The organism is bacterium 336/3, from assembly GCA_001281695.1.
Taxonomy (GTDB): Bacteria; Bacteroidota; Bacteroidia; order Cytophagales; family Thermonemataceae; genus Raineya.
In genome coordinates this window covers 2,887,427-2,908,486 of the sequence record LJIE01000001.1, presented here as the reverse complement: position 1 = coordinate 2,908,486, position 21,060 = coordinate 2,887,427, and the positions used below count along the sequence as shown (strand labels likewise).

The window sequence follows — 21,060 nt, the reverse complement described above, 5'->3', positions numbered from 1 at the left end:
GCCTTACCTGCGTGGATTACCTATTATCGTAATTCTAATGGTCATAACCTATTTAATAGCTTCAAGATATTTGAAATATGTAACACCAATGTACGAAAGTACAGCTAAACTACGCTTAGCTGATATTGGAGAGGGTGTGCCGAATAGTAATTTGTTTAAAGATTTAGATGTTTTTGCTTCTACTAATAAAATTAATGCTGAAATAGAAGTTTTAAAATCACAAACAATTTTAGAAAAAGCATTGAAAAGTATTGATTTCCACGTTCAAATATTTAGAGTAGGTAAAATCAAGAAAGTAGAATTATATGATGACGCTCCTTTCAAGATAAAGACTTTTAACACCACAAAAACCATCGAGGATAAAAGGTTTCAGCTCAATCTTTTAAAAAATCAGACTTTTATCATAGAAGATAATTCTGGGAGAAAAGTATTTGGAAAAATAGGAGATACATTGATTTTAAATCATACAAAATTAATGTTAGAGCTGAACCAATCCTTGTTTGAGCAGAGAAGAGACTTGAAATTAACAGATAATTATGAGTTTATTGTTAATAGCCAAGATAAAGTGTTAAAAGAAATAAGCCAAAACCTTAATATTATGGCCGTTGATAAGGATGTGCCTGTTATCAGAATTAGTTATAAATCAGCACACCCACACAAAGCAGCAGCTTTACCTAATGCATTAGCCAAAGCCTATATTGAAGATTATATAGAATCTAAATATAGTGCTGCCAATACTGCTGTCAATTTTCTAGGGAACCAAATTAAGGGGATTCAAACCAAGCTTTCTCAATCTGAACAACAAATTTTGAGCTATCGTAATCAAAAGGGGATTACAAATTTAAGACAAGAAACGGAAACGAATCTAAGGACTATATCTCAACTAAAAATTCAGCAAACCAATTTAAAAATGAGCTTGGATGCTGTAAAAGATTTAGAAAAGTATATCCAAAATGGTAAAGATAATTTTTTGGAACTAGCACCTAATTTTGAGGCATTTACAGATTTACTTTCAACAGAAATTGTAAAGAAAGTCAAGAATTTGCAAGCAGAAAAAAGAGATTTACTGATGACCTATACCTCTCATGATGAGAGAGTAAAAGTCATAGATTCGAAAATTAACGATTTAACAAGCTACATGATAGAGAGTATCACCAATACTCGTAAAAATCTTGAAAGTAAGTATAATAATCTAAACAAAGATATTGTGTTGGCTTCATCGGAACTTGTACCTGTACCCGAAAAAGAGTACATGATGACCATTTACAATCGAGAGTTTAATATTTATCAGAATACATACAACTTCTTGAATGAAAAAAAGATAGAAGCAGAAATTGCTCAAGCTGCAAAAATAGCTTTTCATAAAATTATAACACCTGCAATGGCTTCAAAAGAGCCTGTTTCACCTAATAAAACAATTATTAAAATTGTGTCATCTCTATTAGGGATGATGGGAGCAATGCTTCTGATATTTTTAGTACATGCCTTGAAAGCAAGAGTAAACGATAAGGAAACTATTGAAGAAAATTCTATGATACCTATTGTAGCAACAATACCCAAACTAAAAAAACAAGAAATAGAAGATTACTTTCTAAAAACTATCACACAATTAGAAATTAAAAATCTATTGAAAAATCATGGAATTACTTGTCTGACAGGTTTCAGTCTTGTAGAAGGAGCTTCTTTTATAACAAAGAATTTGTTGAATAATTATGCTTTGCAAGGTAGAAAAGCTTTATTGATAGACTTTAATGCTCCTAAAAGTTCTCAAAGTATAGAATATATAGATGAAAATGTAGCTGTACTTCATATAAATACACAGCAAATCAAAAGGTTTTCAAATCAAAAGTTTCAAGAATTCATAAAAAGCCATACACTTGAATTTGAGCAAGTATTTATCCTGAATGAAAGTATAGGGAAACAATTGACTCTACCCACAATGGCACTTGCAGATCTAAATCTTGTATGTGTAGATACTCGACTTTCTCCAGCAAAAAGTATTTTAAAGGTAGATTTAATGAAGGAGGAATTCCAATTGCCCAATATACATTTCATGCTTAATAGATACGGATATAATCCCAGTTTGCTGAAGGACATAAAAGTAGTATTTAGAAAAACCATAGAATTATGTGTATCACTAAAAAACAAAATAAGCTATGCTTCAAAAGTTATATCAAAATAAAAAATGGCTCATAGTTACAGATCAGGTTGTATTCAGTGGAACAACATTCTTAACTACATTGGTTATTGCCCGTAATTTAGATAAAACCTCTTTTGGAGTGTTTTCAGGAGTAATTTTGGTATTGTACTTTGTAATCAGTATGATTAGTGGACTTGTAATACAGCCTTTTCAGGTAAGCGACCAAAAAAATAAGGAAACGTACAAATCTTTTACATTTTGGTTAGAAATTGTTTGTGTAGCACTTCTCACAACAATTCTATATATTATCTTCATACCTACCAAGCAAAGTTTAAATGTATCTCTGTGGCTGTTTGGAGTAGGTTTTACACTCAATGATTATGCTCGGAAGATATTATTATCACTTAATAAATTAAAGGAGACTCTTTATCTGGATATTTTGGCAAGTTTAATGCAAATAATGTCCATATTATGGCTTATTTGGACTAATCTCCTTACTATTGAGAACATTTGTATCTATCAATCTTTTAGCTATTTATTAGTTATTCTAATATTAATGACTTATTTAAAACCTTACAATTTTAATTATAAGGATTGGAAAGGATACTGGTTTCATCATATTAAAGAAGGAAAATGGCTTATCATGTCTTCTTTGGTACAATGGGGAGCTTCCAATTTGTTCGTGGTAGCTTCGGGGGTGTACTTAGGAGTACAAGCCTTAGGAGCTTTAAGGCTTGTTCAGAGTCTTTTCGGATTATTAAATATGCTTTTACAAGTGTTTGAGAATTACATTATTCCCCAAACTTCTTATCATCTCTCAAAATCTACCACACATGCTATTGGTTATCTTGCCCATTCCAATAAGCAGGCTTTTTACTGGTTTGGCTTTATTCTATTACTTTTTACTTTGTTTTCAGAGTCTATAATTGTTATGGCAGGAGGTGTAGAATATGCAGAACATGCTTTCCTTATCAATGGAATGGTAATTTTATATATTCTGATATTTATCAATCAACCCATTAGAATAGCCATCAGAGTGCTTATCTTAAACCAGTATTTTTTCTATGGTTATCTTATCAGTTTTGCATTTACAATCGTTTCATTTGACTTTATGCTTTCACATTGGGGTTTGATAGGTGTATTGATTGGACTTATTTCTTCTCAGGTTATTCTAATTTTATTTTGGCAGACTATTTTACTCACTAAGAAATTTTCAATATGGAAATCATTCATTTAATACTCGGCAAAGCCAATCCCGAAAGGTTGAATGGTGTAAATAAAGTTGTTTATCAGCTTGTAAGTGAGCAATCAAAAGCTAATAAACAAGTAAGTCTTTGGGGAATATCGAAAGATTTGACACATAATTATCCTGAAAGAAGTTTTGAAACGAGACTTTTTCCAATACATAAAAATCCTTTTAAAATTGATGTAACCTTAGAAAAAGCAATACTGGAAAAAAAGGAAGCTGTATTTCATTTACATGGAGGATGGATACCTATTTATAGTAGTTTGGCTATTTTATTTGCTAAATATCAAATTAGGTTTGTTTTGACACCTCATGGAGCTTATAATACCATAGCCATGAAAAGAAGTAAATGGATGAAAAAACTATATTTTCATCTTTTTGAAAAAAAGCTATTAGAAAAAGTTTATAAAATTCATTCTCTTGGTAAAACAGAAATGAAAGGGCTTGATAGTATTTTCCCAAATAGTAAATCATTCTTATTGCCTTATGGATTTGATTTTGTAGAAAATAAAAAGAGTTCACAACCTTATCAATCAGGTTTTGTAATAGGCTTTATGGGTAGATTAGATGTTTATACAAAAGGTTTAGATTTATTAATGAATGCATTTGAAGTTTTCCAAAAAACAAACCGAAATTCCCAATTATGGATTGTTGGAGATGGAAAAGGAAGAAGCTTTTTAGAAAATCAGATAAAAGAAAAACAGCTCCAAAATGTAATTTTTTGGGGTAAAAAATTTGGTAAAGAAAAGGAAGAACTATTAAGTAAAATGCATGTTTTTGCTCATCCTTCAAGGAATGAGGGGCTTCCATCGTCTGTTTTAGAAGTGGCAGCTTTAGGCATTCCTTCTGTGGTTACACATGCGACAAATATTGCAGAATATATTCAAAATTATGATGCTGGCATAGCTATTGAAAATAACTCAGAACAAGAATTAGTACAGGCTTTTGAAACAATCAAAAAAATGTATGATGCCCAAAATGTAAGTCACTTTGGTATGAACAATATAAAAATGCTCAAAGAAGTATTTGCATGGGATATTCTTGTGAATGAATATGATAAATTATATAGCTAATTGGAAAATATAACATTTGATAGAAAACAAGAAAAGTTCTTGAAACTTGTAGATCAACAACTATTTTGGTTGCTGTTGCTGATGGTGGCTTGTTTTTTTACATGGAGTGAAAATGTAGTGATTACCAGAGTTATTAAAGTAATAGGACGAATGGGCATGCTATTTTTTTCTTATGTAGTCTATCAAAAAATTATTCGATTTGGAGCTGTAGATTCACTTCGAACCCATAATATTCTTTCTTCCACTTTTTATATTATTTATTTATTTTTAGGATTAGCATCTTTTCTTTGGAGTACCAATGTAGGTTATAGTGCATTACAATGGTTTATGACTACCCAAACACTAGTATTTTGTTATTATTTTATAAAGAGCCTGTATTTATTAGATGAATACTTTCCAAATCATAAAATCAGACTTTATAATTTACTTGGAAATAGCTGTTTTATCTTGATATTAATATTCGTAATAGGAATGTGGGTAAACCCTGACGTATTTTATCGGATGACTCATGGAGGAGAAGAAGCTAGATTGGGAGGATATTTAATGAACCCCAATGAATTAGGAATGCTGGCTGGTGTTGGAGTTGCAGGTTTATTATTTGATTTAAAAAGAAATCATTCCAGAAAATGGACTATTTTTAAATTAATCATTCTTTTTTATGGATTGTATGCAACGGGTTCTCGCTCTTCACTGATAGGGGCATTGCTTATTATCGGATTTCATGTAATGCAGTCTGATAATAAACGTATAAAAATGATAATTATGGTGGGATTGATGGTTATATCACCTGTAGCTATCTATAAAGTTGTTTTGAAAGATGGTGATACAAGCCGTATGGAAGAAGTATTGAGTATGACAGGGCGTTTACCATTTTGGACAGCTCTCATCAACGAAGGTTTGCCTAGAGAGCCTCTTTTGGGCTTTGGTTTTATGAGAATTGATTATAAAGAGTATTTTCAGAGTGCTCATACTTACCCAGGAAAAATGACTCATAATACGTTCATGCAAGTATTAATGAATTTAGGGTTTGTGGGACTTACAATCGTAATATTTCAAATGGTATTTACTTTTCGAGGAATTTTCAGAGAGAATAAAGAGAAGAAACTCATGCTATTGAGTCTTTTTATTCCTTTAATTATCAATTCTTTTACAGAATTTGGCATTTTTGGTGAATCCAATTATGGCATTCTGTTCTATCAACTCATGATTCTTTACATTTCCTTTAAAAAGAGCTCAATTCTCACTCCTAAACAAAGAGTACAATTAAAGAAAAGAAGAAAGGACTTAGTAAATTACTAAGTCTTTTTTATGGAATATATCCTAAAAATGGAATTTTTATAATTATTTTTTTGTTTAAATGCCTGATAATCATTTGTTTTTAGAAATGGTATTATGTTTGGCATATCATGATTATAAACATCTTAGATTATGGAAAATATCATGTCAGTTTTAGGTTTAAAAATAGTAAAAAGTAGAACAAATGTGTCTAAAGCTTTTTACTACATTGTTAATCCAGATGGTACACCTCGCTGGATATGGTCTGTGGATAATGAAAAACCCGAATTTCTTAGGTTTTATAATGCAAATACTCTAAAATCTAAATTTTTTGTATGGGTTTGCAAAATAATATTTGGGCTACATTTACAACATATTTTATGGATTCATAAGAAAGTATATGCAGAAATAGCTGAAAATGATAGTGTATTGAAAAACTATTGGGAGAGTAATATATCTATTTTTACAGGTACTACTGGACCTAACAGAAAATACTTGGTTTATGTTAGAAATCAATATAATCAAGGATTGTTTCTGAAAATAGCTTTAAATACAGCTTCCGAAAAATTAATATTAAAAGAAAAACATATCATCAATACTTTAAATACTTTCGCTTTCAAGTCTTTCTATATCCCTGAAATACTAGGAGAAACTAATCAACACATTAAATTATCAGATTGCACAAGAAATTCAACACGTACACTTAATTTTGAAACTATTCATTATCGTGTATTGACAGAGATATTTTTGAAGATGGGTAAAAAAACTTCAAAAAAAGACTTCTTACAATACCATGAAATAGAAAGTAGATTGGAAAATCTTACTACCAAACAAAGTTTCACTATTCCACAAGGAATGCTTAAGAAACTAAAATCTCTAATACAATCTATTGATGATTCTGATATAATGGTTTCATTGGCTCATGGGGATTTTACACCTTGGAATATGCTTAAAACAACCAATCAGAAACTTTTTATATACGATTGGGAACTTGCATCAGAAAATTACCCTTTAGCCTTTGATGCATTTCATTACATCATTCAAAAAGGAATTTTGATAGAACATAAAAATTGGACAGAAATAGAAAATGAATTATATAAAACTATTAAGGCTTTTAAACTAAAAGATGACTTTTGTTTCAGAACATATCTTTCTTTATATCTGATTATTAATACAATTAACTACTTAGAAATCTTTTCTGAACAACACCAATGGCACAAACAAGTAAATTGGCTACTCAATACATGGAACGATGCTATTAGTTTTGCACTCAAAAATCATGTAGTTCATCGAAAACTATTAATTCTTGATACGTTTGATTTTTTATTCAAGCAAGAATATGCAGGTCTTAAACTCCCTGAATCTTCCCCAGAACAATTAGAAGAGTACTCAGATATAGATATTTGTATACAAAAACCTTTAGCCAATTCTTTGGTAGAATATTTAAAAAATCATTCTCTTACAAAAAGAGCTGTTTTTACAAATAATCATACATATTCTAATATTCTTATTCAAACGACAGAAAATAGTATTTTAAGTATAGACTTGATTCATAGCTTCAAAAGAAAGTCAGTACAGTTTCTAGATATGAAAGAAATTTTAAAAACAGCTTATACTGATTTACAGGGTACCAAAAAAGTATCATTAATGAACTCTATCAGATATATTGGCTTTTTCTATGGTTTAAATGGTAAAAATATACCTACTAAATACACTCCTTACGAAGAAATCTTGGGCAAAAGTTCAGAGGAGGTTGATAGTCTATTATATCCATTTTTCTTGGAAGACAAGACTAATCATAGATACTTAATAAAATATCTACTAAGACAACCTTTTAATTTAGGAATGAATAAATGGCTCAATAAAGTACATTATTATATGGATGTGGTTAAAAGAATAATGTTCTCAAAAGGTATGATGATTACATTTAGTGGAGCAGACGGAGCTGGAAAATCTACAGTGATTGAATTATCTAAAAAAGAATTGGAGAAGAGATTAAGAAAAAGAGTGATTATCCTTCGCCACAGGCCTTCTATTTTACCTATTTTGAGTGCATGGACAAAAGGGAAAGAAAAAGCTGAACGAGATACAGCTCAGACCTTACCAAGACAGGGTAAAAATAAAAATGTAATAAGTTCTTTACTTCGTTTTGCTTATTACTATACAGACTACCTTTTAGGACAAATTATTATTCACTTTAAGTACATTTTACGTGGTGATGTGGTTTTATACGACCGTTATTACTTTGATTTTATCAACGATGGTGTTCGTAGCAATATCATACTGCCTAAATGGATTATGAAATTAGGATATTGTTTCTTATTGAAACCTCAACTTAACTTCTTCTTGTATGCAGATGCTCATACTATTCTAAATCGTAAGAAAGAATTAAAACAAGAAGATATAGAACACATAAACCATCAATATAGTACTCTTTTTAGGCAATTAGACAAAAAATCTCCTAATCATTATTTAGTGATAGAGAATATAGATTTACAAAAAACACTGAAAACGATCACCAAAGAAATTACAAGTAAAATAGTATGAAAAAGTTCATAGAATACTTGATTCAGCAACGAAACCCTCAATTTGCATTTGATACTCAATTGACATCATGGGTTTTAGTTTCCTTTATTTGGAATATATGCTGGGGGCTTTTAAGAGGATTCAAGCTTTTATTATGCTTTAAAAACCCTAAAATGGCTATTCTTGGAAAAAATGTAAGTTTTTTCAATACACCTTCTATCAAATTTGGAAAGTTTATGAAATTAGGAGATGATGTGTATATCAGTGCATTAGGTAAAGATGGAGTACAAATTGGAGATAATTTTAGTCTGGGATCCTTCAGTAGAATTGTAATATCTACTTCACTGCATCATTTAGGAGAATTTATCAGGATTGGAAACCATGTAGGAATAGGAGAATTTGCTTATTTGGGTGGTGGAGGAGGTTTAGAAATAGGAGATGAATGTATTATTGGGCAATATTTTAGTTGCCACCCAGAAAACCATCATTATAGTGATTATTCAAAATCTATCAGATGGCAGGGTGTGAATAGAAAAGGTATCAAAATTGGAAAAAACTGCTGGATAGGAAGTAAGGTAACCATTTTGGATGGGGTAGAAATAGGAGATGGATGTATTATTGCTGCAGGAGCAGTTGTAACACAATCTTTTCCAAGTAATAGTATTATAGGTGGCGTTCCTGCCAAAATAATCAAAAATAGAATAGCTGCATGAAAACAATCCTTGCGACTGCATACGCCATCAATCCCTACAAAGGATCAGAAGATGGTATGGGGTGGAATTTTGTTCTACAAATAGCCAGATTTAATCGTGTAATAGTTGTAACAAGAGAAAACAATCAAGCAACTATTGGGAAATTCATGCAGGAGAACCCTGCTGAGATTTATCAGAATATCCAGTTCCTTTATTTTGATTTGCCTTATTGGATGCGTTTTTGGAAGAAAGGAGGAAGAGGAGCTATGTTATATTATTGGATGTGGCAAAAAGGAGTAGTGAATTTTATCAAACAGAAAAAACTTCACTTTGATATTGCTCATAACTTGAATTTTCATAATGACTGGACTCCTTCCTATTTATGGAAACTACAAAAACCTTTTGTTTGGGGACCTGTTGGACATCACTCACCAATTCCAAAAGAATATTTAAAACCTTATTCATTCAAATATCAAATAGAAGAAAAAGGAAAATGGTTGATTAAGAAACTATTTTGGAGATTTTCTAATGCTCTTAAGAATACGATTGATAAAGCAAATCATATTATTTGTATGAATTCTAAGGTTGCATCTCATCTAAATTTACAAGACAACTTTTCAGTGATACCATCCGTAGCCACACAAGACTATGGAATGGGTTATCAAAAAGATCAAAAACAATTTACATTGATTTCTGTAGGCAGGCTTGTGCCTCTCAAAGGTTTTGATTTAACTATTCAGGCTTTTCATGAATTCATACGGACACTTTCAGAAAAAGAAGCTCAAAAATGTCGTTTGCTTATAGTAGGAAGTGGTAAAGAAGAAGATTTGTATAAGAAAATGGTGTATGATTGTGGCTTAGACAAACAAGTACAGTTCATAAACTGGATTAATAGAATAGACTTAATGGAAATCTATAAATCTTCCTCAGCTTTTTTATTCCCATCACATGAGGGTGCAGGAATGGTAGTTGCAGAAGCCCTTTCCTTTGGATTGCCTGTAATTTGTCTCAAAAATGAAGGTCCAGGGGAGTTTATTGATGAGTCTTGTGGTTTTGCTATTACCCCTACAAACTACAAGGATACTATCCAAAATCTTGCAAAAAGTATTTTGAAAATATTTAAAGATAAGAAAATCTATGCTTCTGCAAGCCATCAGGCAAGAAATCTGTTTGAAACAAAATTTCACTGGAATATCAGAGGTGAACAATTACAAAAAATCTATCAAAGCTTATGAAAATTACACAAAGAATATTCGCTTTTCACTTGCTCAACGACTATAGTGGTAGCCCTAAAGTATTAATGCAGCTTCTTAAAACATGGGGGGCGTATGGTTATAGTGTTCATTTGTATACATCTCAAAATAAAGGTTTTTTATCAGATATCAATCATGTTATTTACCATAAAGGCTGGTATAAATACTCCTCAAATCGTTGGTTACGTTTGTTTTTTTATACACTAAGCCAAATTTGGTTGGTGATAAAAATGTTTAAAACTGTAAAAAAGACAGATATAGTCTATGTAAATACAATTTTACCTTTTGGAGCAGCTTTTTTGGGTAAGTTAAAAGGATGTAAAGTAATATACCATGTTCATGAGGTGAGTATAAAGCCTAAAATATTAAAATGGTTTTTATTTAAGGTGATAAAAATGTTTGCAGATGAAATTGTGTTTGTTTCAAAATATGTATCTGATAACTATTGTATTAAAAATAAGAAAACACATATTATCTATAATTCTATAGAAAATCATTTTCTCAATATTGCCGAAAAAAATCGAGAGAAAAAACAAAAACAAAATAATGTGTTGATGGTGTGTTCTTTAAAAGAATATAAAGGTATAAATGAATTTATACAATTAGCTTCTGACAATCCTAAATATTTTTTTCAATTGGTACTTAATGCCCATCAAACAGAAATACAACAATTTTTTAAAAATGTAACAATGCCTTATAATATAGAAATATTTGATGTACAAACGAATCTACATCCATTTTATCAGTGGGCTGATATTATTCTGAACTTATCTAAGCCAGATAGTTGGATAGAAACTTTTGGATTAACAATTATTGAAGGTATGGCATATGGATTACCAGCAATTGTTCCTGCCATTGGAGGTATTACAGAGGTTATTGAAGATGGAAAAACTGGGTTTATGGTAGATAGTCGAGATATGACAATGCTTAATAGAGTACTTCAATCAGTTTTAGATAATCCTCTACATTATACAACCCTTTCAGAAAATTCAAAAAAAAGAATAGAAGTGTTTTCTGCGGATTTTTTTGCACAAAAAAGCTTACAGATTTTAACTTAATATTTTTCCATAAAAAAACAGTATTCCGTTTTTTGGAATATTGTTTTTTGAAATATCACTTAACAAACGTTCAAATAGCCATTTAGATACATTGGCACTTTCTTGGATATATACTCTTAAACTAAAATAGAATGTTTATGTATTTTGAAAAGAAAAAAATAGCAATAATTGGAACAGTAGGTTTACCTGCCAATTATGGAGGTTTTGAAACACTTACTGAACATTTGGTTGAGTGTTTAGGCTCTACTTATGATATGACAGTTTACTGCTCTGGTAAAAAATATCAGCAAAGTAAAAGAGCGAAAACATTTAAAGGAGCTAAACTAAAGTATTTACCCTTTGATGCAAATGGAATACAAAGCATTATATACGATAGTCTTTCTATTCTCCATGCAGTCCTTTATGCTGATGTTTTATTGATATTAGGTGTAGCAGGAGCTTGGTTGCTTCCTTTTGTGAGACTTTTTACTAAAAAGAAAATTATCATCTCAATAGATGGCATTGAATGGAAACGAGGTAAATGGAATATACTCGCTAAATGGTACTTATTTTGGGCAGAGAGCTTAGCAGTAAAATACTCGCATATTGATATTTCTGATAACGAAGCTATTCAAGACTATACAGCAGCCCGTTATGGTACACTTAGTCGAATTATTGAATATGGCTCGGATCATGTTTTAAAAGTAAAAAAAACACCTGAAGCAGAAATAAAATACCCTTTTCTAAATCACTTTTATGCTTTTAAAGTCTGTAGAATAGAACCAGAAAATAATGTACATATTATTCTAGAAGCCTTTGCTCAACTCAAAAATATACATTTGGTGGTAGTTGGGAATTGGAATAAAAGTACTTATGGATTAGATCTTAAAGAACAATATCAAGACTATGCAAATATTACAATATTATATCCTATTTATGAACAAGAAAAATTAGATATACTTCGTAGTAATGCAAGTTTATATATTCATGGACATTCAGCAGGTGGGACAAATCCATCTTTAGTAGAAGCAATGTATTTAGAGTTACCAATTATAGCTTTTGAAGTGGCATATAATAAAGTAACAACAGAGAATAAAGCTTTATACTTTAAAGATATAGAAGACTTGAAATATAAGATCAAAAATATTTCTATGAGTACTCTTAAAAATATGGCTTATCAGATGTATCAAATAGCAGAGAAAAGATATAAATGGTCTTTAATAGCTCAAAAATATAGTTTCTTGATACAAGAAGTGCTTACTATCAAAGACAAATCATTGGTAGAAACAGAAATTACGAGGCTGAATTATTCTGATTTATTAGACTTAGAAATTTCTCATTTAAAAATAATGAAAGGTATTTAAATATTGATGCTTATGGAAACGCTTCTTCAAATTATGGTTGTAATAACATCTCTTATGTTTGTGCTTATAATCACCCCTTTACTGAGAAAAATAGCTATTCAAATAAACTTGGTCGATAAACCCAATATGCGTAAAATCCACAACCAAAATACACCTTTAATAGGTGGAATTAGTATATGGATAGCCTCGATAATTACAATGCTAATAACTATACAAGGCTGGCAGGATTTTTTGAAAATTAAATGGCTATGGATAGGAGGAACAATATTATTGTTGGTGGGAATAATAGACGACAAAAATGATATACGAGCTTCATTAAAATTGGCAGTTCAACTTTTACTAGCTCATTTTAGCTTTATACAGGGGATTAAAATTACTTCTATGTATGGAATACTCGGAATATATGAAATACCAGCAGAAATGCAATATGTTTTGACTATTATAGTAATAACAGGAGTGATAAATGCTTTTAATTTAATGGATGGTATAGATGGTTTAGTGGCTGGTTTAGCAATTATTGGGTTAATTGTTTTTTCATGGTTGGCATGGATTACTAATAACCAATCATTAATGATATTTTACTTTTCACTAATAGGAGCTCTGATTGGTTTTTTGAAGTATAATTTCAGTAAAACTAAAAAAATATTTATGGGTGATGCTGGTTCTCTATTTCTAGGATTTGTATTTGTTGTATCAGCAATAATATTAATACAATCTGCTCAAAAAATAGAAAAGACATCAATAGTTGTTCCTAGTATTATAGGGGTGTTATTTCTACCAGTTTTCGATTCTCTAAGAGTATATAGAGCTAGAATTAAACAAGGAAAGAGCCCTTTCAAAGCTGATAAAACACATTTTCATCATTTGGTACTTTCTTTAGGTTTAGGGCATAAAATGGCAACTATTCTGATTGTATTTGTATTGTGTATTTTGTTGATTATAAGCTTAATGATAGGAAATTTAGGTAACTTTACATTGATGCTAGTAAGTATGTTGTTTTTCTTTTGGGTTAGCTCAAAAATATTAGAAATCAATGCTCAAATAGTAGAATGGCAGGAAAAAATAAAAAAAATCGAACATCAAAAATTCTAACTGAAAGATAAGTTTATAAAAAAAGTCCTAAAATTTTTAGGACTTTTTTTATTCCCAACAACAAAACGATTATTCTTTTGCTAATACTACTACTGTGCCACGTTTTTTGGCATTATTTTTTGTGTCATAAATAAATTCGATTTTTATGATAGTTCTCTCACCTCCATCTAAATCAATTACACGGCTTTCACCACCAGCAGGAATGGTATTTCTTAAAGAAACATCTTGAACGCTACCATTACCAAAATATACTTTCATATCTCTGAAATTTACAGGAGCATCTTTTACTTTGAGTTGTAATTTGGTGAATTTTCCTTTTTTGGAAGTAACCATAACTACATCTTTTTCAACACCATACGAAACTTTTCTAACACCAACTCTTTCCCAAGTACCTTCTTGAGCAAATGCTTGAGTGCCAATAATCATAAAAAACATAACAATTGCCGAAGCGAAAAACTTTTTCATAATCTTTTAATCTTTAAGTTTGAAAATATATGATTTAGATGATTCAATTTAAGAATGGTTTAATTGATTAGAAAAAAAATTTGAAAAAAAGTATAAAAACCCTTCTTTTGCATGAGAAATAACGCAATTTGATATAAAGTAAATCATGTTAGAAGCAAGTATATACGGTTTTGGGACAGGAATTGTACTTAGTTTGATGCTGGGTACAGTTTTTTTTGCTCTCATACAAAATAGTGTAGATTATGGCTATAAAAGTGGAGTTTTGATAGCTTTAGGTGTCATTTTTTCAGATGTCCTTTTTATTTCAGGAGCATTATTGGGTACTAGCTTCTTACCAACAATCCCTAATCTGTCATTTTATACTAGTTTGGTAGGTGGAGGACTACTGATTGCTTTGGGTTTGGTGAGTGTTTTTAAGAAAGAACCTAAAATTGCCTATCCTAAAACAAAATTCGGGAATATTATCTATTATTTTACAACAGGTTTTTTGCTTAATGTACTCAATCCTGTAAATTTTTTCTTTTGGGTAGCCATAGCTGCAAAGCTTACCAGCGAAAATTATACCCAAACTGAAAGAGTATTGTTTTTTGTAGGTTGCCTTTTAGCAATTTTTTCAACAGAGGTTGGTATTTCTTTTTCTGCATCTAAACTTCGCAAATTGTTTACTGCCAAAGTTTTAAGGAATATTAATGTAGTTTCAGGAGTGGTTTTTGTGGGTTTTGGTATAAAATTGCTCTATGATGCTTTTACAAAATATTGAATTATAAATGATGAAAAATAAAAACATACAATTTCCAACAGTTTTGCCTTTTTCTACAAAAGGGAAGATTTTGGTAGGTATTTTACGCATTCTATATTTTGTGATAGGACTTTTTTTTAGAAAATGGAGAAGTCCAATAGCCGATTTTGAAGAAAATCCAGCATTTTTTAAAGCCAAAGATATATTGTATTTAGGCTATAAATATTATATCAAGCCTCCATATCAATACCCTAGTCATATTGTAGAACATTTTCAGAATCAGAATTTTGATTTTATACTGCCAAATAACTTTGAAATAAAAAGTAAAATATCTGTTTCTGTTGGAGGAGACTTAATGCCTTATGAATGGATTCAAAAGCCTTACACCAAACATCTTTGGGACGAAGTAGGAGAGTTTTTCTTTGGTACTGATATTGTTTTTGCCAATCTAGAAACACCTATTGATATCAATAAACCAGCCTCACTTGTACCAGAAGTGATGCTTTCAGATATGCACTTCAATGGTAATGAAGAAATGTTTGAAGTATTTAGTGGTAATGGCAAATACAAAGGTTATGATGTGCTTTCTACTGCCAATAATCATAGTATGGATATGGGAGCAGAGGGTGTTTTAGAAACTATCAAATTTTTAGAACAAAAAAATATAGCTTATACAGGGACAGCCAAAAGTCCTCAAGAACGCCAAAATTTTCCAATTTTAGAAAGAAATGGTATCAAAATAGCTTTTATTGCTTATACCTATTCACTCAATCAATTTTTATTATCTCCTCAGGAAGCTTATTTAGTGAATACTGAAAGACTTAATACACCTGATGTAGATTTAAAACAAATTAAAGAAGATGTATTGCATGCCCACATAAAAGGAGCAGATTTGGTGATGCTTTCTTTGCATACAGGCAATGCGTACCAAATGTATCCTTCGGAGCATACAGTCGCTATTTATCACCGAATATTTGAGGAATGTGGTGTGGATGCGATTTTAGGTAGTCATCCACATAATCCACAACCGATGGAAAAATATGTATTTACATGCCCTATTACACGACACCAAAAGCAGGGCGTTGCTATTTATTCACTTGCCGATTTTGTAGCTTATGATATTTTTGTTTTGGATAGATTGGTTCCTCTTTTAAAATTGCATATTGTAAAAGGTATCACACAAGAAGGCAATACCCATACACAAATTGAGGCTATTGAAGTAAAGCCTGTTTATAATTGGGGCAAAAAAAATGTATTGAAGGGTAAAGAAATGCGTTTTTTAGATTTAGAAATCCTCATTCAAAAAATACACGCCAATCAGACTCCTGAGTTTATGAGTAAATTGTGTGTCAAAGAGGCTTTGTATCTGTATGAGTATTGGAAAAAGGTTTTTAGAAGATAAAAATGAGAAACTATGAAAAACAGATTAATCATATTTTTGTGTTTCACACTTTTAGGAAAGTGTTTTCAATCTTTTGGACAAGAATCTCTGATTTTAAATAGTAACTGGAATAAAAAAATCAAAGAGAATTATCATTTATCTCCTTTTTACTATGGAATAGTTAAAACCAAAGCCCAAATAGAAGGAGATAGTAATTTTGTTCAGAATGAGATTTTGAAACTAAAGAAAAAGCCTTTGAAAATCATTATGTAAAAGCGTGGAATTATTATAATGTGGGTATTATAGATACTGCTACCATCGAATTTAACAGGTGTTTTTTGATTGACAAGAAAAATGTGAGAGCTATAACTGGATTACAATATATAATATCTTATTTGAACGGCTCAGATACACCTTTAAATATAGATTATCTTCATAAGGTAATAAATCATCTAAACTCACTGTTTACTGCAGAGGAAGAAGCACGTGCTTATGTAGAATATTTAATATATCATATAGATACCCTTTATATTCAGAACTTACAACAAATACATAAAAGAAACAAGAAATATGATAAATTACCATTATTTCATAATCAATTACAAGAGCCTTATAATTTAGATTCAAACAAGTATATTCTTGTGAAGATAAAACATGATGATAGTGAAGGGTATTTTAAAATGGGATTACAAGATGGTTTATGGAAAACCTATCGAAAGAATTCCACTTTGGTGAAGTTTGATTATGAAATGCATTATGGCAAAATGCGTGGAAAAACTCATTTGTATGATAAGAATAGAATAGTCATAAAAGAAACTAGTTATTTAAATGATGGTATTGAAGAATGCAAATATTTTGATGAAAAGGGAGAACTTGTTAGGATTGCTTACTGGAAAAATAATTACAACTTAAGAAAAGATGATAAGGTTTACAAACAAGTTCCTGTGGAAGGTGATATAGTCAGAGAAAAAGATAAAAATGGAAAAATAAAAGAATACATTATTAAAGACAGAGAAAAAGTCCCACTTGAATAAAAATATATTATTTGAAAATCAGCATAATAATCACTCCATAGCAGCCCAAAATGCTTGTTTTCTATCACGAGCAAGGTCTATTTGCTGGTTACTTTGCATCACAATTACTGCTTTTTCGCCTTTGAGAACTTTTTTGATATGATTTTTATTCACAATGTACGAACGGTGTACCCTTAAAAAGTGTCCAAAGCCTTCCAATAGATTCTCAAAATACCTCAGATTTTTGGAAACAATCATTTGTTTTGTATTACAAAGAGTAATGTTTACATAAGCACCATCTGCTTCAATGTATTCAATATCTTGTAATTGAATGTATTCGTAGCCATTTAAAATGGGTACACAAAGATTTTGAGGCGATTCTTCTTTTAAATTTTGAGTAAGTGTTTTAAGCCTTGTTTGGTCGTGGGTTAATTTCTTTTTGTATTTGACTTTTTCGATAGATTCTTTTAAGTCCCCTTCCTGAATAGGTTTGAGGAGATAATCTATGGCTGAAAGCCTAAAAGCCTGAATGGCATATTCACTGTAGGCTGTTGTAAAAATAATTTCACAATTAATATCATGTTCTAAAATCTGCTCAGCTAACTCTAAACCAGACTTTTCAGGCATTTCGATATCTAAAAATAGTAAATCAGGTTTGAGGTTTTGAATAGATTCCCAAGCATCAAAGGCATTATGAGCTTCAGATACTACATCAACAGGAAGAGACTCCTCTAAAATCATCATTTTAAGTAAACGACAGGCTTGTGGAGAGTCATCTACAATCATGGCTTTAAGTTTTATCTCTTGTTTATTCATGGTATTTGATAGTTAATACGATTTGTGTTCCCAAGGCTTCTTGCAGTGGATTTTCTTTATCCAGAATCTGCATTTGAATGTCAAAATTAGAATTTTGATTCAATAAATCTATTCTTTTTTTGATATTTTGCATGGCAAAAGACTGATGTAAGGGCTTATTTTTTTGATTAATAAGTTGTGAAGCTTTTCTGCCAATACCATTGTCATCAACTGTAAGTTGAATAACCTGCTCTGATAGAGAAATAATAGAAATAGTGAGTTTCTTTTCACCTTTCTTATGTCTTAAACCATGTTTAAAAGCATTTTCAACAAAGGGTTGTATTAAAAGAGTTGGTATATAAATTTCATCTGTTGCAATATTTTCGGCAATGTTGATTTCCCAAGAAAAATCTTTTTCTAAAAGCATCCCCTCAAGCTCAATATAATGCTTGATAATCTCCAATTCATCAATCAAAAGAGCTTCTTTTTGATTACTGTTTTGTAAGATTTTTCTTACGAGATTGGCAAAATGATTGAGATAAGTAATAGCTTTTTGTTTATCATTTTCATATATGTATGCTTTGATAGAGTTGAGGATATTGAATAAAAAGTGTGGACTCATTTGTACCTGAAGGGCTGTTTGTTGCCAAGAGTTTAACTCATTTTCTAGGTGTAATTGATTGAGAACTTGCTCTTGTTTCTTCTGAAGATGTCTGACTCTCAGTTTAAAACCAATAAAAAAACTAAAGAGAATGATGAAAAACAAGATACTTAAAAACCAGCCTCTTTGCCAAATAGGAGGTAAAACTTCTCCTTTTATAACAATTAGGTTTTTAGAGAATCTGCCTTGATGGTCTTCTACCATTATTTCAATGGAAAAGGCTCCAGCAGGTAAAGAGTTGATATCTATGGCTTCTGTGTTTGCTGGTAAATAATTCCAAGATGATTTTTGATTGATACGATAAGCATATCGAAATTTGTCGTAAGAAGAATAGCAAACAGCTTCTACATATATTTTAAGAGCATCATTGGGTTGCATTTTGATTTTTTGATAATCGTTATCTCCAATAGCTATCTGATTTTGCAAAACCTTTTTTAGGAAAATTTTTGAAAGATTTTGTTTCGTTTTAAATGCAATAGGGATACTCTGTACACCTTTTTCTGTACCAATCCAGATTTTGTCTTTAAAAAATGTAAATGATAATAGATTATCAGAAATTAAGCCCTCCAATTTTCCTATTTTTTGCCAATCTTTTGTATGCAGATTGTATATAAAAAGACCTTTATTCGTTCCAATATATAATTGATTATTATGGCAGAGAATATGATAAGCCTGTATGTGATTGGGGAGTTGAGCTATGGGTTCTATTTGTAACGAAGGGCTGATTTGATAAATAAAACCCTCAAAAGTTACGGCAAAAAGTTGTTGTTGCGTTTCCCAAAGACAAATATCTAAAATTTGTTTGTCTTGTAAGAGTTTTTCTAAAACAATGTATTCTCCTGCTTGATAAATAACTTTTAATAAACCTTTGTTAGTAGCCACCCAAACATATTTATTTTTTGTATCATACAATATGTTTCGTCCCCATTGTTCATTAATTACCTGCAAAGAAGTATCTTGAAGATTTTTTACAAAATACGTTCTTATAGAAGAAGCTATTAAATAACCTTCAGGTACATGAATCATACTCTTAACTGAATGTGCAAAGGAGCGAGCAAGTGAAATATTATTATCTTTTAATTGATAAATACTACTATTCATATTGAAATAAATAGCTTTATCTGAAGAGTCATAATTGAGGCTTCTAATATCTGCTTTTAAACCAGCATCATAAATTTTAGTTTCCTGACTGTGAGGATTTAAAACACCAAGCAGTCCAGAGGTATTACCAAAGTAAATATTTTGTTCATCATGGCAGATTTTAAGCACTTTATGCATGGCTTGTAAGTCTTCAAAATCCAGATTGGGAATATAAAGAATGCCATCATAAAGAGTTGTGAGCCAAATAGATTCATCTTTGTCTATTAAAATATCAGAAAAAGAAAACTCTTCTAAATATACTTTTATCTGTTGTGTAATGGTATGATACATAACAACACCTGTGTAAGTAGTTATCCAAAGCCTATCTTTGGTATCTAAATATGCATTGGTAACTTTTTTTCCTTCAAGAGCTTTGTTGAGAGTAGGAATATAGTAACTCTTGATGCCTTGTGGGGTTATTTGATAGAGATTAGCAGAAGTTACGCCTACCAACAGCGTTTTTTGAGGAGTATTACAGATGAGCAAATTCCCTAATAAATCAATTTTCTGAGGTGGAAAAGGGTAAATGGTAATTTTTTTTTGTTTATCTAATCTGCCTACACCATCATCAGAGGTAAACCAAATATTATCTTGTTTGTCTGTAAAATTTCTTGAAATATTTTTAGGGCTAAAACTAGAATTTTGGTATTGAACACATTTGTTGATTTGGGGAGAATAGTAATAAAGCCCTTCTTTGGTGGCAAGCCAGACTTCATTTTGTTGATTGGTAGTAATGTTAGAAACATAGGTGATTTCAGAACACTCTAACTCATGCATTTGGTCATTTTCTATGTAAAAAACCTGACCTGTAAAATTATGACAATAAATTCTTCCGTTGGGTGTCTGAGACAACCCTGTAATAGACTTGCTACGTTGTTTAGCTGTTTTATAAGGAATAAACTTTACCCCATTATATCGGAATAATCCTGCATCACAACCTATCCAAATAAATCCTTGAGCATCTTGTAGAATAGAATATACTTCGTTGCTAGGAAGGTCTTGGTCTGTTGTAATAGCACGAAAATTAGGCTGCTGAGCCATTACTACATGATAACAAAAAATAAATAACCCCAAAACTCCCCAAAAGAGCTTTTTTACGCTTCGCAAATCGAAACATACCAATAGTAAATTATTATCCATTTCTCTAAAAGGGCTTCGATAGTTTTAC

At 30.8% G+C, this 21,060-nt stretch carries 17 protein-coding genes; 14 read left to right on the top strand and 3 right to left on the bottom strand.

Going from position 1 to position 21,060, the window contains the following annotated elements; genetic code table 11:
- Positions 1-88 precede the first annotated feature (88 nt).
- The 10 genes from AD998_13495 to AD998_13450 all read left to right on the top strand — a co-directional run bounded on the left by AD998_13495 (position 89) and on the right by AD998_13450 (position 13,698).
- Positions 89-2,182: a hypothetical protein gene (locus tag AD998_13495; GenBank protein KOY87021.1), complete on the top strand. Its 2,094-nt coding sequence runs from the start codon at positions 89-91 to the stop codon at positions 2,180-2,182.
- Positions 2,157-3,377, top strand: coding sequence for a hypothetical protein (locus AD998_13490; protein ID KOY87020.1), 1,221 nt, complete (start codon positions 2,157-2,159; stop codon positions 3,375-3,377). The genes AD998_13495 and AD998_13490 overlap by 26 nt, the downstream gene beginning before the upstream one ends.
- Positions 3,359-4,459 carry a hypothetical protein gene (locus AD998_13485; protein KOY87019.1) on the top strand — a complete coding sequence of 367 codons (1,101 nt, stop codon included), beginning with the start codon at positions 3,359-3,361 and terminating at the stop codon, positions 4,457-4,459. The genes AD998_13490 and AD998_13485 overlap by 19 nt, the downstream gene beginning before the upstream one ends.
- Positions 4,460-4,468: 9 nt before the next feature.
- Complete coding sequence (locus AD998_13480; GenBank protein KOY88205.1) at positions 4,469-5,758, top strand: exopolysaccharide transporter; 1,290 nt, start codon at positions 4,469-4,471, stop codon at positions 5,756-5,758.
- A 129-nt stretch (positions 5,759-5,887) separates the two neighbouring features.
- Entirely contained in the window at positions 5,888-8,281 is a 2,394-nt protein-coding gene (locus tag AD998_13475; protein KOY87018.1) for a hypothetical protein, read from the top strand.
- Complete coding sequence (locus AD998_13470) at positions 8,278-8,973, top strand: acetyltransferase (protein KOY87017.1); 696 nt, start codon at positions 8,278-8,280, stop codon at positions 8,971-8,973. Before AD998_13475 ends, AD998_13470 begins: the two co-directional genes overlap by 4 nt.
- Entirely contained in the window at positions 8,970-10,187 is a 1,218-nt protein-coding gene (locus tag AD998_13465) for a hypothetical protein (protein KOY87016.1), read from the top strand. The genes AD998_13470 and AD998_13465 overlap by 4 nt, the downstream gene beginning before the upstream one ends.
- The gene (locus tag AD998_13460; GenBank protein KOY87015.1) at positions 10,184-11,263 is read left to right on the top strand and encodes a hypothetical protein; all 1,080 of its coding nucleotides are present in this window, start codon (positions 10,184-10,186) and stop codon (positions 11,261-11,263) included. The genes AD998_13465 and AD998_13460 overlap by 4 nt, the downstream gene beginning before the upstream one ends.
- A 137-nt stretch (positions 11,264-11,400) precedes the next feature.
- Complete coding sequence (locus AD998_13455; protein ID KOY87014.1) at positions 11,401-12,606, top strand: glycosyl transferase; 1,206 nt, start codon at positions 11,401-11,403, stop codon at positions 12,604-12,606.
- Between the two features lie 6 nt (positions 12,607-12,612).
- Entirely contained in the window at positions 12,613-13,698 is a 1,086-nt protein-coding gene (locus AD998_13450; protein ID KOY87013.1) for a hypothetical protein, read from the top strand.
- A gap of 69 nt (positions 13,699-13,767) precedes the next feature.
- Here the strand turns inward: AD998_13450 and AD998_13445 are convergent, their stop codons facing one another.
- Positions 13,768-14,163 (bottom strand): hypothetical protein, encoded by a 396-nt coding sequence (locus AD998_13445; protein KOY87012.1) that lies wholly within the window; start codon positions 14,161-14,163, stop codon positions 13,768-13,770.
- A gap of 145 nt (positions 14,164-14,308) precedes the next feature.
- Between AD998_13445 and AD998_13440 the strand changes: the two genes are divergently transcribed.
- From AD998_13440 to AD998_13425, 4 genes are read left to right on the top strand one after another with little or no spacing between them, the layout of a single operon-like run.
- Positions 14,309-14,923, top strand: a complete 615-nt coding sequence (locus AD998_13440) for a hypothetical protein (GenBank protein KOY87011.1) — start codon at positions 14,309-14,311, stop codon at positions 14,921-14,923.
- A 7-nt stretch (positions 14,924-14,930) separates the two neighbouring features.
- Positions 14,931-16,304: a hypothetical protein gene (locus tag AD998_13435; protein KOY87010.1), complete on the top strand. Its 1,374-nt coding sequence runs from the start codon at positions 14,931-14,933 to the stop codon at positions 16,302-16,304.
- Positions 16,305-16,316: 12 nt separating this feature from the next.
- Positions 16,317-16,556 (top strand): hypothetical protein, encoded by a 240-nt coding sequence (locus AD998_13430; GenBank protein KOY87009.1) that lies wholly within the window; start codon positions 16,317-16,319, stop codon positions 16,554-16,556.
- Positions 16,557-16,576: 20 nt separating this feature from the next.
- The gene (locus AD998_13425; protein ID KOY87008.1) at positions 16,577-17,317 is read left to right on the top strand and encodes a hypothetical protein; all 741 of its coding nucleotides are present in this window, start codon (positions 16,577-16,579) and stop codon (positions 17,315-17,317) included.
- A gap of 30 nt (positions 17,318-17,347) precedes the next feature.
- Here AD998_13425 and AD998_13420 read toward each other — a convergent pair whose 3' ends face one another.
- Positions 17,348-18,112, bottom strand: a complete 765-nt coding sequence (locus AD998_13420; GenBank protein ID KOY87007.1) for a hypothetical protein — start codon at positions 18,110-18,112, stop codon at positions 17,348-17,350.
- A complete protein-coding gene (locus tag AD998_13415) occupies positions 18,105-21,032 on the bottom strand; it encodes a hypothetical protein (GenBank protein KOY87006.1) in 2,928 nt (975 codons plus the stop codon). Before AD998_13415 ends, AD998_13420 begins: the two co-directional genes overlap by 8 nt.
- Between the last annotated feature and the right edge of the window lie 28 nt (positions 21,033-21,060).